General features: G+C 69.6%; 14 protein-coding genes. 5 read left to right on the top strand and 9 right to left on the bottom strand.

Annotated elements, in window-relative coordinates:
- Window positions 1–1,215 carry a glycosyltransferase gene (locus P6897_RS02050; RefSeq protein WP_269267037.1) on the bottom strand — a complete coding sequence of 405 codons (1,215 nt, stop codon included), beginning with the start codon at window positions 1,213–1,215 and terminating at the stop codon, window positions 1–3.
- 185 nt (window positions 1,216–1,400) lie between these two features.
- On the opposite strand from P6897_RS02050, the gene P6897_RS02045 reads away from it, so the two are divergent.
- Both P6897_RS02045 and P6897_RS02040 read left to right on the top strand, forming a co-directional pair.
- Window positions 1,401–1,994 (top strand): hypothetical protein, encoded by a 594-nt coding sequence (locus P6897_RS02045; protein ID WP_282501950.1) that lies wholly within the window; start codon window positions 1,401–1,403, stop codon window positions 1,992–1,994.
- Between the two features lie 75 nt (window positions 1,995–2,069).
- Entirely contained in the window at window positions 2,070–2,708 is a 639-nt protein-coding gene (locus P6897_RS02040; RefSeq protein WP_282501949.1) for a hypothetical protein, read from the top strand.
- A gap of 268 nt (window positions 2,709–2,976) precedes the next feature.
- On the opposite strand, the gene P6897_RS02035 is transcribed toward P6897_RS02040, so the two are convergent.
- The 4 genes from P6897_RS02035 to dnaK form a co-directional block, all read right to left on the bottom strand.
- The gene (locus tag P6897_RS02035; protein WP_282501948.1) at window positions 2,977–3,420 is read right to left on the bottom strand and encodes a MerR family transcriptional regulator; all 444 of its coding nucleotides are present in this window, start codon (window positions 3,418–3,420) and stop codon (window positions 2,977–2,979) included.
- 91 nt (window positions 3,421–3,511) lie between these two features.
- Window positions 3,512–4,516 carry a DnaJ C-terminal domain-containing protein gene (locus P6897_RS02030; protein WP_112616079.1) on the bottom strand — a complete coding sequence of 335 codons (1,005 nt, stop codon included), beginning with the start codon at window positions 4,514–4,516 and terminating at the stop codon, window positions 3,512–3,514.
- A gap of 11 nt (window positions 4,517–4,527) precedes the next feature.
- On the bottom strand, window positions 4,528–5,145 hold the full coding sequence (locus P6897_RS02025; RefSeq protein WP_274178225.1) for a nucleotide exchange factor GrpE: 618 nt from the start codon (window positions 5,143–5,145) through the stop codon (window positions 4,528–4,530).
- Between the two features lie 2 nt (window positions 5,146–5,147).
- On the bottom strand, window positions 5,148–7,016 hold the full coding sequence (gene dnaK / locus P6897_RS02020; RefSeq protein ID WP_274178224.1) for a molecular chaperone DnaK: 1,869 nt from the start codon (window positions 7,014–7,016) through the stop codon (window positions 5,148–5,150).
- Window positions 7,017–7,345: 329 nt separating this feature from the next.
- Here dnaK and P6897_RS02015 point away from each other — a divergent pair, with 329 nt between their 5' ends.
- Both P6897_RS02015 and P6897_RS02010 read left to right on the top strand, forming a co-directional pair.
- Window positions 7,346–8,065: a response regulator transcription factor gene (locus tag P6897_RS02015; RefSeq protein WP_114589032.1), complete on the top strand. Its 720-nt coding sequence runs from the start codon at window positions 7,346–7,348 to the stop codon at window positions 8,063–8,065.
- A gap of 113 nt (window positions 8,066–8,178) precedes the next feature.
- Window positions 8,179–9,636, top strand: a complete 1,458-nt coding sequence (locus P6897_RS02010; RefSeq protein WP_282501947.1) for an MFS transporter — start codon at window positions 8,179–8,181, stop codon at window positions 9,634–9,636.
- A gap of 6 nt (window positions 9,637–9,642) precedes the next feature.
- Here the strand turns inward: P6897_RS02010 and P6897_RS02005 are convergent, their stop codons facing one another.
- The 3 genes from P6897_RS02005 to P6897_RS01995 all read right to left on the bottom strand — a co-directional run bounded on the left by P6897_RS02005 (window position 9,643) and on the right by P6897_RS01995 (window position 12,430).
- Window positions 9,643–10,089 (bottom strand): GNAT family N-acetyltransferase, encoded by a 447-nt coding sequence (locus tag P6897_RS02005; protein ID WP_282501946.1) that lies wholly within the window; start codon window positions 10,087–10,089, stop codon window positions 9,643–9,645.
- Window positions 10,090–10,159: 70 nt separating this feature from the next.
- Entirely contained in the window at window positions 10,160–11,791 is a 1,632-nt protein-coding gene (locus P6897_RS02000; RefSeq protein WP_071919447.1) for a BCCT family transporter, read from the bottom strand.
- 114 nt (window positions 11,792–11,905) lie between these two features.
- The gene (locus P6897_RS01995; RefSeq protein WP_282501945.1) at window positions 11,906–12,430 is read right to left on the bottom strand and encodes a MarR family transcriptional regulator; all 525 of its coding nucleotides are present in this window, start codon (window positions 12,428–12,430) and stop codon (window positions 11,906–11,908) included.
- A gap of 112 nt (window positions 12,431–12,542) precedes the next feature.
- Here P6897_RS01995 and P6897_RS01990 point away from each other — a divergent pair, with 112 nt between their 5' ends.
- Complete coding sequence (locus tag P6897_RS01990) at window positions 12,543–13,163, top strand: hypothetical protein (RefSeq protein ID WP_282501944.1); 621 nt, start codon at window positions 12,543–12,545, stop codon at window positions 13,161–13,163.
- A gap of 69 nt (window positions 13,164–13,232) precedes the next feature.
- Here P6897_RS01990 and dcd read toward each other — a convergent pair whose 3' ends face one another.
- Complete coding sequence (gene dcd, locus P6897_RS01985) at window positions 13,233–13,838, bottom strand: dCTP deaminase (RefSeq protein ID WP_023952839.1); 606 nt, start codon at window positions 13,836–13,838, stop codon at window positions 13,233–13,235.

Here is a 13,838-nt window from a genome sequence, read left to right as displayed (position 1 = left end):
TCACGCGTCGAGCGGCTCGCCGCGGTAGAGCTTCTCGAACGTGTCGAGAGTGCGCTCGATGTCGTGGATCTCGACGCCGTCGAGTGAGGCCTGCTGCATCCGCAGGTACTCCTCGGGAGAGGCGGTCAGCACGCGCCGCAGCTTGTCTGCGAGGTCGTCGACGTTGCCGGGCTCGAAGAGGTAGCCATTCACACCCGATTGGACGAGGTGCGGCAGGGCGACGGCATCCGCCGCCACGACGGGCAGGCCCGAGGCCATGGCCTCCATCGTCGCGATCGACTGCAGCTCGGCGATCGAGGCGATCGCGAAGACGTCGGCCCGCGTGTATGCCGCGCGGAGGTCGGCCTCGTCGGTGCGCCCATAGAACGTGACGCGGTCGGTGATGCCGAGCTGCTGCGCGGTCTGCTCGAGGTTCCGACGCTGGTCGCCGCCGCCGACGATGTCGAAATGGACGTCCAGCTCGGGGGCGAGCTTGGCGACCGCCTTCAGGGTGACCTCGACGTGCTTCTCCGTCGTGAGGCGCCCGACGAACAGGATGCGGCGGTGCTCGCGCGGAGTCAGGTCGGGGGTGTAGTTGCGCTTGTCGATGCCGCAGCTGATCGGGATGACGCCCGAGATGTCGATCGTGTCCTCGAGGAACTGCGCGGCCTTGCGCGTCGGGGTGGTCACGGCGCGCGACATCAGGAACGTGCGCTTGGCGTCGTCCCAGCAGAGCTTGATGATGATCTTGTCGAGGAACGGCGGCAGCGTCGTGAAGTCGATGACGTTCTCGGCCATGACGTGGTTGGTCGCGACGACGGGGATGCCGCGCTTCTTCGCCTCGCGCGTGAGTCCGCGGCCGATGACGATGTGCGACTGGCTGTGGACGACGTCGGGCTTGACCGAGTCGAGCACGCGCCGGGCGTAGTGCTTCGAGCGCCAGGGCAGCACGAAACGCAGCCAGTCGTGCGGGTACCAGCGCCACCCGGGGAGGCGGTGGACGGTGAGGTCGGCACCCTCGATGTTCTCGGTGAAGACTCCCGACTGGGAGTGCTTCACGCTGGGGGTCACGACGTGCACGTCGTGACCGCGGGCGGCGAGGCCGGCGGAGAGGCGTTCGGCGAAACGGGCGGCTCCGTTGACATCGGGGGCGAACGTGTCGGCGCCCATCACGATGGTCAGGGGCGCGCGAGAACTCTCGGCGGGAACACCCTCGGTCGTCGTGGATTCGGTCACGGGTCAGGCCCAATCTGTACGGCGGCGTGCCGCCGGCTGTGGCCGACGCGGCGGCCCCGAGCTTACCCGAGCGGTATAGGGGCTCCCGGGAGGCGGCACGGCGTTGGGGGAAACCGACTCGGGCCGCGTCGGACGCTGCGCGCGACGCCCCGCGCGCACCCAGGCGGCATCCCTAGGCTGGGGTCATGGCCCGACTCGAAGCCGATGCCGATCCCGCCCGCTGGGTTGCCGTCACCGAATCGTTCGGATTCTCCGGACGCCGCGCTCGCAAGCGCGCGATCGGGATGCTGCTGAGCCAGGCGAACGCCGCGATAGGAGCGGCGCCCCGCCCCGGTGGACGCTTCGCCGCGTGGGCCGCGAGCCAGGCGGTGCCGATGCTCATGCGCCGAGCCGACGGGCGCGTGCGAGCGTGGATGTGGAAGGCCGACCCCGAGCTGCTCGTCGTCCTCGCGCAGATGCAGGAGGCGACCCCGCAGGTGCGCACCGCGCGAGCGATGATGCCGATGGAGTACGACGACACCGAGGACTTCCGCTCCCCCTACCTCGGGGCGGGCGAGAAGCTCGTCATGACGCTGCCGCCTCACCCGCGGACTCCCCCGTTCGTCTCGTACACCTGGGACACGGGAACCCATCTCGTCACGCTGTCGGCCGTGTGCAGCGACCGCGAGCGCGTGGGGACGGTTCTGGAGGAGCTCGATCACCTCGCCCGCTCGCTCCGCGTCGTCGACGACCTGACCCTCGACGAGTCCGCCAACACGCTGCGCCTCCCACCCGCCTGACCCCGCCGACTTGCCCCCGCCGACTTGCCCCCCCCCCCCGCCTGATCGGCGGCCGTACTGCGCGTCGTCGAGCCGGTGCTGCTGACCGTCGTACTCCAGGAGCACGCGCCGCTCGACGTCGACGAGGTCGCCATAGGCCACGAAGCGCCCGGCCTCATCGCGGATGACCGCGTTGACCTCGAAGGTGGTCATTCCGAGGTCTTCGGCGTCGAGACGCAGCTCCGTCTCCGCAACCGAGTCGGTGCGTTCCCGGCAGCGTTCGTACGCGAGTCGGAGCGCGCGTACGCCGCGCCGACCGGACCACTCCGCCACCGCTCCACGGAGCTGCTCGATCGACAAGACAGGATCATGCCTGCGCATAAGGGAGTCTGCCGAGATGACGAGCTCGCGTTCGTCCATGAGCTCGGCCGATTGGCACCAGGCGACGGCCGGGTGCGCGATCGGAACGGGTCCGAATCGCCACAGACTCGCCGCGGCAGCTTCGTGCCCGCGCACCCCGACACCACGGGCACGCCCGAGCGGTCGCGGCGCTGCGACATCCACCTGCGCGCGCAGCCGCCCGGGGATCCAGCCGCCGACGAGAGCCACTGCCGTGGCATGACTGATGTGCTCGCCCGCGCGCAGTTTCGGCAGATAAGCGGTCACCAGCGCGCGCACGTCCGTCACGGGCGCACGCGAGCGGATGCCGTGGAAGGGCGCGGCCAGGTCGGCTGAACGGAGTCTGCCGCGCGTCACTCCGGTCGCGCGCGCCCTCCCGACCGTGAAGGCACCCGGCAGCGCCTCGGGGAGTTCAGCAGGAGTGCGTGCCACCCGTCCAGGCTGTCGGCCCTCCGCACCCACCCCGAGATCTCCCCAGCCCGTTCGACATCCGACCTCCGTCGCGCCGCCTGTGCAGGACCCCTGCCCACATCCCCGCCCCACGCTCGAACCGACCCGAATGGTCGGTGCGCGCGTCGGATAACGCCCCTTCGCGTCGGGTCGGCTACGACTGCGCGGGCGGGTCGGAGGGGCGGCGGTAGAGCACGACCTCGGTCGCCCGGCGCACGCGCGCACCGTGACGCAGGGTCACGACGGCACCCGTGGCGCCGGCGGCGAACACTCGCGCGCCGGGGCGCTGCTGCATCTCGTCGCGCAGACGCTGCTCGAGGTCGCGCACCTCGCGGCGGAGTCCCGCGACCTCGTTCTCGAGCTCCAGGATGCGTGCGATGGCGGGCAGGCTGATGCCCTCCGCCGACATCCGCGCCACTTCTCGCAGCTGCCGGATGTGGCGCAGCGAGTATCGACGCGACCCTCCCTGCGTGCGCCCGGGCACCACGAGGCCCAGCCGGTCGTACTGCCGGAGGGTCTGCGCGTGCATGGCCGCGAGCTCCGCCGCGGCCGCGATCGCGAAGATCGGGGCGTCCTCGTCGATGTCGTCATCAGCCATGGTTGGTCACCTCCTGGGCGTCGAGAGTGTCGTCGGGCGACCCGCCGCGTCCGCCCGAGGGGATCGGATGCGACGGGTCGAGACGAATGTGTCAGCCGCGCGCCTTGTTCATCAGGTCGGCGCGGGGGTTCTCGCGGGGCTCGACCTCCGCGAATCGTTCGAGGGCCGCTCGGGCCTCTTCGTCGAGATGCGCGGGAACGGCGACCTGGACCTCGGCCAGCAGATCGCCCGTGCCCTTCGACGTGCTCACGCCGCGCCCCTTGACCCGCAGGACGCGGCCCGACGGGGTGCCGGGCGCGACCCGGAGCTTGACGGGGTCGCCGCCCAGCGTCGGCACCTCGATCGTGGCGCCGAGGGCCGCCTCGGTGAAGGTCACCGGGACCACCACGCGAAGGTTGAGTCCGTCGCGCGTGAAGACCGGGTGCGGCCGGACCGTGACGCTCACGACGATGTCACCCGATTCACCGCCGTCCGGCGAGGGACGCCCGCGACCGCGGAGCCGGATCTTCTGCCCGTCCTTCACACCCGCCGGGATCTTCACCTTGAACGGCTTGCCGTCCTCGCCCTGGAGCGTGACGGTGTCACCGCGGACCGCGGTGGCGAAGTCGAGCGTCGTCCGTGCGGTGACGTCCGCACCGCGCTGCGGGCCGCCGAAGCCCTGGAAGCCCCCGGTCGAGCGGCCGAAGCCGCCCGACCCGAAGCGGCTCGACCGCCCCGTCTGCTGGTTGAACATCGCGAAGATGTCGTCGAAGTCCGCGCCGCGAGCTCCGGCACCGCCTCGCGCACCCTGGTTGAAGGCGCTGAAGACGTCCTCGAAGCCACCGGCGCCCTGGCCACCCGCGGTGAAGCGGGCGCTGCCCGACCCCATCGCCCGGATCTGGTCGTACTCCGCGCGCTGCTCCTTGTCGGAGAGCACGGAGTACGCCTCGCTGATCTCCTTGAACTTCGCCTCGGCCGCGGGGTCTCCCTGCGTCGAGTCGGGGTGGTACTTGCGCGCGAGCTTGCGGTAGGTCTTCTTCAGGTCGGTGTCGGAGACGTCTTTGGAGACGCCCAGCACCTTGTAGAAGTCCTTGTCGAACCAGTCCTGACTGGCCATGTCGTTGCCTCCTATTCGGCCGGCACCGCGACGACGACCTTCGCCGGACGCAGCTCGATGCCGCCGAGGCGGTAGCCGACCTCGACGACCTCGAGGATCGTCGGCTCGGCCGTGCCCGGGGTGGGCGCCTGGAAGATCGCCTCGTGCTGCTGCGGGTCGAACGCGTCGCCGGCGGCGCCGTAGGACTCGACGCCCAGTCGTGCCACCACCCCGCGGAGCTTGTCCGCGATCACCGCGAGCGGCGATCCCTCGACGAGGTCGCCGTGCTTGTCGGCACGGTCGAGGTCGTCGAGCACGGGCAGCAGGCCCTTCGCGACCGAGCCCTTGGCGCGCTCGATCTCAGCCTCGCGCTGGTCCTCGGTACGCCGACGGTAGTTGGCGTACTCGGCCTGCACGCGCTTGAGGTCGAGCAGCAGGTCGTGCTCTTCGGCGGGTGCTTCCGCGACGGCGGCCTCGTCGGACTGCGTCGCACCGAGGATGTCGTCGATGGTCAGTTCGTCGTCCGCAGCCGCGGCATCCGATGCTCCGGGGGCCCCGTGCGCGTCGGGGCCGGACGCCTGGGCGTCCGACCCCTCCTCGCCGAGGACCTCGTCATCGCCGTGCGGCTCTTCGAAGTCCTTGTCGGTCATGATTACTTCTTGTCTTCCTCGTCTTCGACGACCTCGGCGTCGACGACGTCCTCATCGGATGCCGTCGCGCCGGCGTCGCCGGTCGGAGCGTCGGTCGGGGCGCCCTGCGCCTGGTCGGCCTGACCCTGCGCGTAGATGGCCTCGCCGAGCTTGCCCTGCGATGCGTTGAGCTTGTCGAACGCGGTCTTCACCGCTTCGTCGTCGTCGCCCGCGAGTGCGGTCTTCAGCGCGTCGACGTCGCCCTGGACCTCGGACTTGACGTCCTCGGGGAGCTTGTCGGCGTTGTCGGCGATCAGCTTCTCGATCGAGTACGAGAGGGTCTCGGCCTGGTTGCGGACCTCGGCGGCCTCGCGGCGCTTCTTGTCCTCGGCCGCGTGCTCCTCGGCCTCGCGCACCATGCGCTCGATGTCGTCCTTGGGCAGCGACGAGCCGCCGGTGATCGTCATCGACTGCTCCTTGCCGGTGCCCTTGTCCTTCGCCGAGACGTGCACGATGCCGTTCGCGTCGATGTCGAAGGTGACCTCGACCTGCGGGATGCCGCGGGGCGCCGGTGCGATGCCGGTGAGCTCGAACGTGCCGAGCGGCTTGTTGTCGCGCGTGAAGTCGCGCTCACCCTGGAAGACCTGGATCGCGACCGACGGCTGGTTGTCGTCGGCGGTCGTGAAGGTCTCGCTGCGCTTGGTCGGGATGGCGGTGTTGCGCTCGATGAGCTTCGTCATGATGCCGCCCTTGGTCTCGATGCCGAGGCTCAGGGGGGTGACGTCGATGAGGAGGACATCCTTGCGCTCGCCCTTGAGGACACCGGCCTGCAGGGCGGCGCCGACGGCGACGACCTCGTCCGGGTTCACGCCCTTGTTGGGCTCCTTGCCGGCTTCCTTCTTCACGAGCTCCGAGACGGCGGGCATGCGGGTGGAACCACCCACGAGCACGACGTGGTCGATGTCGCCGACCTTGATGCCGGCCTCACGGATGACGTCCTCGAAGGGCTTCTTCGTGCGGTCGAGCAGGTCCTTGGTGAGGTCCTCGAACTTGGCACGCGAGAGCGTCTCGGACAGCGAGACGGGGCCCGAGTCGGTCAGCGAGAGGTACGGCAGGTTGATCGACGTCGACTGCGAGCTCGAGAGCTCCTTCTTCGCCTGCTCCGCAGCCTCCTTGAGGCGCTGCAGGGCGATCTTGTCACCGGAGACGTCGACACCGGTCGTGTCCTTGAACTGCTTGATCAGGTACTCGACGATGCGCTGGTCCCAGTCGTCACCGCCGAGGCGGTTGTCACCGGCGGTGGCGCGCACCTGGATGGTCGAGAAGTCGTCGTCCTTGCCCACTTCGAGGAGCGAGACGTCGAAGGTTCCGCCACCGAGGTCGAAGACGAGGATGAGCTCGTCCTCCTTGCCCTTGTCGAGGCCGTAGGCCAGGGCGGCTGCGGTGGGCTCGTTGATGATGCGCAGGACGTTCAGGCCCGCGATCTCGCCGGCCTCCTTGGTCGCCTGACGCTCGGCGTCGTTGAAGTACGCGGGGACCGTGATGACGGCGTCGGTCACTGTGTCGCCCAGGTACTGCTCGGCGTCGCGCTTGAGCTTCTGGAGGATGCGGGCCGAGATCTCCTGCGGCGTGTACGCCTTGCCGTCGATCGCCTGGGTCTTCCAGTCGGTGCCCATGTGACGCTTGACCGAGGTCAGCGTGCGGTCGACGTTGGTGACGGCCTGGCGCTTCGCGGTCTCACCGACGAGCACCTCGCCGTCCTTGGTGAACGCGACGACCGAGGGGGTCGTACGGAGCCCTTCGGCGTTGGCGATGACCTTGGGCTCGCCGCCCTCGAGGACGGCCACGACGGAGTTCGTCGTGCCCAGGTCGATACCCACTGCACGTGCCATGAGTTGTCTCCTTACTTGCGGTTCTATGGGATCGGAAGTCTGCGGCGGCCCAACCTGAGCCGCGATGACTCAACTGTACTCCCGGCCCGAAATGGTGTCAAGCGAACTTGAGTCAAGGCGTATCAAGTTCCGCATCGCGCCGCGCTGCACAATTTCGTGCGCCTGAGCCAAACCTGAGAAAGACTGAGGCACGATCATCGGTTCCTCCCAGGGGCGCGCTATATGTTGAGTCCACCCATGACAAGAAGCGTGATCCCGAACTCGCCTCTCGTCGACCTCGGACCCGCAATGGGCGGTCGTCGAGCGTTGCGTCGCGCCCGGAGACGACCATGACCCGCACCGCTGTCGTGATCGAGGATGACGACGACCTTCGCAGCCTGCTCACCCAGACCCTCGAGCAGCACGGCTTCGCCGTTCACGCTTTCGCAGACGGGCATGCCGGCGTCAACGCGGTGCGCGCCGTGCGTCCAGACCTGACCACCGTCGATGTCAAGCTCGACGGCATCGACGGGTTCGAGGCGGTCCGCCGCATCCGCGCCTTCTACGACGGATACGTGCTGATCATCAGTGCCGTCGACGACGAGACGGCGACCGTCGAGGGATTCCGCAGCGGCGCCGACGACTACGTCATCAAGCCCTGGCGCCCGTACGAGCTCCGGGCCCGCATCGACGCCCTCATGCGGCGCCCGCGGACGCTCCAGGCGAACGAGGCGGCACCGGGCGCATGGCTCGAAGCCGGCGGCCTGCGACTGAGCCCCGGCTCGCGCCGCGTCGAGCTCGACGGACGCTCCCTCGATCTGACGCGTTCCGAGTTCGATGTCCTGCAGGCCCTGATGCAGCGTCCCGGTGACGTCGTCGAGAAAGCGTGGATCGCGCTCATGCTCCGACGGCAGAGCGGCGCGCACGGCGAGCACGTCAGCCCCCACGACCTTCACGCGGTCGAGGTCCACCTGATGAACCTGCGCCGCAAGCTCGGCGACGACGGCCGGACCGGCCGCTGGATCGAGACGGTGCGCGGCATCGGCTATCGGTTCGCGCGTCGCGACTGAAAAGGGCGTCGACCCCCTTCCCGACGGATACGCTGGCCCCGTCGCGATGACGCGACGTGACGCCGCCGGCCGGCGGCACCGAGTGTTCACGGAGAGGTTCTAGCGTGCCCGGCATGTCACCCGAGACCGATCCGCCCCGTGGGCCCAGCTCCCCGATGTCTTCCGCGCGCGGCGTGCCCGCGCCGCCGACCGCAGCCGACACGCAGGCGCTCGGACGCATCGCCGCCATGCAGGGTCGCGATGTCGACGAGCAGCCGGTCCCCCGCAAGGCCGTCATCTCGTGGGCGCTGTGGGACTGGGCGACGCAGCCGTTCAACTCCGTCATCCTCACGTTCGTGTTCGCGTCGCTGTTCCTCGTGTCGGACTCGTTCCTTCCCGCCGACATCGCGGCACTGCCCGACACCGACCCGGTCAAGGAGGCGGCACTCGCCGAGTTGGCGAGCGGCTACGGCGTCGCCTCGACGGCCGCCGGCATCCTGATCCTGCTGCTGGCCCCGGTGCTCGGCCAGACCGCCGACCGGTCGGGACGCAAGAAGCGCTGGCTCGGGGTCTTCACCGTCGTCCTCGCGCTGCTGCAGTTCGCCCTGTTCTTCACCTTCGCCGACCCGGCCTTCTTCTGGTACGGCGCGATCGTCCTCTCCCTCGGCGCCGTCGTCTCCGAGATCGCGGGCGTCAACTATAACGCCATGCTCGTGGAGGTCTCGACGCCCCGCACGATCGGCCGGGTCAGCGGCCTGGGCTGGGGGCTCGGTTACATCGGCGGCATCATCGCCCTCGCACTGGTGGTCGCCCTCACCTTCGCCGATTGGTTCGGGATGGACACCAGCAACGGTCTCGCCTACCGGCTCATCGCCGTGGGCTGCGGCGTATGGACGATCGTCTTCGCCATCCCCCTGCTGCTGAACGTGCCCGAGCGCACCGCGCCGCACGACACCGAGAAGGTCGGCTTCCTCGCCGCGTACGCTCACCTCGTCACGGACATCGTCCGCCTCTACCGGACCGAGCGCCCGACATTCTGGTTCCTGCTCGCGAGCGCGGTCTACCGCGACGGGCTCGCAGGCGTCTTCGCCTTCGGCGGCGTCCTCGCCGCACGCGCCTTCGGGTTCTCCGCGACCGAGGTCATGGTCTTCGGCATCGCCGCGAACCTCGTCGCCGGCGCCTCGACCATCGTCGCGGGACGATTCGACGATCGCTTCGGCGCGCGCTCCGTGATCGTGGCCACCCTGTCGGGCCTCATCGCCGTCGCGGTGCTGCTGTTCGTCCTGCGAGATGCCGGCTCGATCGTCTTCTGGATCGCCGGGCTCATCCTCTCGGGCTGCGTGGGGCCGGCCCAGGCCGCGAGCCGCTCGCTACTCGCCCGGGTGACGCCGCCGGGGATGCAGGGCGAGATCTTCGGCCTCTACGCCACGACGGGACGCGTCGCGAGCTTCCTGTCGCCCGCCATGTGGTCGTTGTTCATCGCCTGGTTCGGCAGCATCATCTGGGGCGTGCTGGGCATCGCCGTCGTGTTGCTCTTCGGGCTCGTGCTGCTGCTCTTCGTTCGACTGCCGAAGCAGGCCGGCATCCGCTGACCGGGCTCAGGCGGGGCGGCGCATGGGGACGTGCGGGATGTCGTCCTCGGAGAACTCGGGTCCGTTGACCTCGAACCCGAAGCGCCCGTACCACCCGGCGAGGTGCTTCTGCGCGTCGAGGTCGATCGCGGTGCCGGGCCACCGCTCGACGGCGCGCTCGACCGCCGCGCGCATGAGCTGGGCAGACAGACCGCGGCCTCGCGCGTCGGCCGCGGTCGCCACTCGGCCGATGCGGGCGTTTCCCGAGACGTCGCGAAGCAGCCGGAGCGTCGCGAGCACGCGTCCGCCGTCTTCGATCCAGAAGAGTTCGGTGTCGGGCTCGAGGTCGCGGCCGTCGAGCTCGGGGTAGGCCGCGGCCTGCTCGACGACGAAGACGCTCACGCGCAGCCAGAGGAGGCGGTAGAGCGTCTCGGCGGGGACATCGGTCAGACGGGCGGAAGACACCGGAGGCATCCGCCCAGCGTACGACGAAGGCGCCGGACGGTCGTGCCCGGCGCCTTCGCGACGATTCGCTGCAGCGGTATCAGCCGCGCCTGCCGCCGATCCACGGGAAACGCACTCCCCGTTCGTTCGGCTCTTCGACCTCGAGCCCGTAGTGGTCGCCGATCCGCTCGATGAACTGAGCCCGCTCCGCGCGGGCGTACGCACGACGTTCGCGCTGGAAGGCCAGAACCGTCGACCAGCACATCAGCAGCATCACGATCGAGAACGGCAGGGCGATGAGGATCGCCGCCGTCTGCAGCGCCTGCAGGCCTCCGGCCAGCAGGAGCGCGCTCGCGAGGGCGGCGGTGATGACGACGAAGAAGGTGCGCACCCAGCGCGGCGGCTCGGGATTTCCGCCCGTCGCGATCATGCCCATGACGAGCGCACCCGAGTCAGCCGAGGTGATGAAGAAGACGGCGATCAGGACGATGGCACCGATGGTCAGCACACCACCGGCGGGCAGCCCCTCGAGCAGCTGGAACAGGGCGCCCTGCAGGTTCACCGACCCGTCGGCGGCGAGCATCGATCCGGGCTGCTCGAGCTCGCGGTACAGCGCCGAGCCGCCGAGGACGGCGAACCACAGGATGCCGATCAGCGTCGGGACGAGCAGCACGCCCGCCACGAACTGGCGCACCGTCCGCCCCTTGCTGACGCGCGCGATGAAGATGCCGACGAAGGGCGCCCACGAGATCCACCAGCCCCAGTAGAACGACGTCCACTGCGCCTGCCAGGCCTCGCCGGCCGCCCCCTGAAGCGCGCTGACGGTGAAGGAGAGACCGATGAAGTCCTGGATGTATGCGCCGATCGACTGCACCCACTCGCGCAGCAGGAACTGCGTGGGTCCGACGAAGAGCAGGAACAGCAGCAGCAAGCCGGCGACGATGAGGTTGAAGTTGGAGAGCCACTTCATCCCCTTCGTCACTCCCGACAGTACGGAGAAGAGGACGAAGACGGAGACGATCGCGATGAGCCCGATGAGCATCGCGTCGTTCATGGGCGGGAGGCCGATGAACTCGAGCCCGGATCCCATCTGCATGACACCGAGCCCGAGCGAGGTCGCGACGCCGAACAGGGTGCCGACGAGGGCGACCGCGTCGATGACGTTGCCCGCAGCACCGCGAACCCGGTTCCCCAGCAGCGGCTCGAGCGCCCAGCGGATCGAGATCGGGCGGCGGCGGCGATGGATCGCGTAGGCGAGGGCGAGGCCGACGACGACGTACATCGCCCAGGCGTGCACGCCCCAGTGCAGGTAGGTCTGGGTCAGAGCGCTCTGCGCCAGCTGCTGCTCGGTGCCCGTGACGCCGGGACGCGGGTCCACGAAGTGGCTGAGCGGCTCACTCACGCCGTAGAAGACGAGGCCGATGCCCATGCCCGCGGCGAAGAGCAGCGAGAACCACGATCCCGTCGAGAACTCGGGCTCGTCGTCGTCGCGTCCGAGCTTGATGTCGCCGAAGCGGCTGAAGCCGACGAAGATCGCGAAGCCGACGAAGAAGGCGGCGATGAGGACGTAGTACCAGTTGAACGAGTCGACGATCGACGTCTGGATGGCGCCGAAGAACGACTCGGCTGTGGTGGGGAAGATGATCGCGAAGGCGCTGAACCCGACGATGACGACCGCAGCCGGCCAGAACACCCAGCGGGCGATCGTGCCCGGGGTGGACACCGCGGCTATGCGTTCTGCGGGAGAGGGCTGATTCTCGGTGCTCACCGATACAGGGTGTCAGGATACCGACGCGACGCAAAGCGGGGAAGGGCAGTTGCCTGCCGCGATGACACCGGGTATGGCTCAGCCGCGCGGCCAGGCGTCGGCGAGTTTGGTGAGCAGCCGAGCCAGCTCGGCCCGCTCGTCATCGGTGAATCCGCCCAGCGCGCTGCCGAGGGCCGCCCGACGCTCGCCCCGCACGCTCTGTGCGAAGCTGCGCCCCTCGCCGGTCAGCGCGATGCGCGTGCGGCGGGCGTCGTCGGGGTCGGCCTCCCGACGCACCAGGTCGAGCTCGACCGCCTGCTGCACCAGCCGCGAGGCGCGTGGCTGATCGACGCCGATCGCCTCACCGATCTCGCTGACGCTGAGCGGATGGGATGCCGCGGCGAGCGCCTCGAGCATGCGGAGGCGGGCGAGCCCCGCCATCCTGCCGCGTCCCTCGGCGAACGGGCCGCCGTGATGGCCGTGCGGGCCGTGTCCGCCGTGAACGCCGAACGGTTCGTGCGCCTGCGGTCCGCGCTCGACGCCCGGCGCGGGCCGCCGCCGTCCGCGCAGGCGCCCCAGGGCGTCCGCGATGGCATCGATCCGCGGGTCGTCGTCGGCCGTCATGCTTCGAGAATACATGCGACTTGACATGCACCCGCGGTACATGTCATAGTGCATACACATGACAGATGACATGCATCAGAGGCCGGATAGGCCGGCCCACGAAGGGAACACCATGAACAACCACGACAGCACCCCCGAGACGCCCGACACCCGCCCGCGGTCGCTGCCCTTCTGGATGCGCGCGGCCGGAACCGCCCTCGCCGGCGAGATGAATCGGACGCTCGCCGCCGAGGGACTCGACCGCCGAGACTGGGCCGTGCTCGACGTCCTCGCGGGCGAGCGCGACATCCCCGGCCTCGCCGAGCGCGTGCAACGCGGCGGCAAGCGCGTCCACTCCCTCGCGGCTCGCGGCTGGGCCGTCGAGCGCGACGGCGCCTGGACCATCACCGAGGACGGACGTCGCGAGCGCGACCGCATCCACGGTCTCGTGAGCGGTGTCCGCGATCGCGTGCGCGGCGCCGTGACGGACGCGGACTACGCGACGACCCTCGCCTCGCTCGAGGCGATCGCCCGTGAGCTCGGCTGGGACGAGAGCTCACCGCGCCGATTCGGCCCTCGCGGCCGGCACGGTTTCGGGCGCGGCTTCGGTCACGGTCACGGCTGCGGCCCTCGCTTCGGCGAGCACCCGCACGACGGCGACCACCCGCACCGCGGTGAGCACCCGCGCCGCGGTGAGCGAGCCTTCGAGCGCGGCTTCACCGCGGGCTTCGCGGCCGGGCGCAACGCCGCCTGACCCGCGACATCCCGAACGGCGGCCCCGAGGTTCTCCACCTCGGGGCCGCTGTGCATCCCGGAACGGGCGTCAGGCGCCGCGCGATCCGGCGTCGATGGTGCCGACGTCGGTGCGGTGGAAGTTCTGGAAGGAGCGGGATGCCGTCGGCCCGCGCTGTCCCTGGTAGCGGTTGCCGTAGGGGCCCGACCCGTAGGAGTTTTCGCTCGGCGAGCTGAGCTGGAAGAAGCAGAGCTGCCCGATCTTCATGCCCGGCCACAGCTTGATGGGCAGAGTGGCCACATTGGCGAGCTCGAGCGTCACGTGACCCGAGAACCCCGGGTCGATGAATCCTGCCGTCGAATGAGTGATCAGGCCGAGGCGTCCGAGCGACGACTTGCCCTCCAGACGCGCGGCGACGTCGTCGCCCAGGCGCACCTGCTCGAAGGTCGACCCGAGCGCGAACTCCCCGGGATGCAGGATGAACGGCTGATCCGGCTCGACCTCGATCAGACGGGTCAGTTCGGGTTGGTCCTGGGCGGGATCGATGAAGGGGTACTTGTGGTTGTCGAACAGCCGGAAGTACCGGTCGAGGCGCACGTCGACGCTCGACGGCTGCACCATCGAGGCATCCCAGGGATCGAGGCCGATGCGGCCCTGGTCGATTCCGGCACGGATGTCGCGATCACTCAGCAGCAC

The organism is Microbacterium sp. BDGP8, from assembly GCF_029991045.1.
Lineage (GTDB): Bacteria > Actinomycetota > Actinomycetes > Actinomycetales > Microbacteriaceae > Microbacterium > Microbacterium plantarum.
Note: the sequence above shows the minus strand (reverse complement) of the source record. Positions and strands in the feature narration are given on the sequence as shown.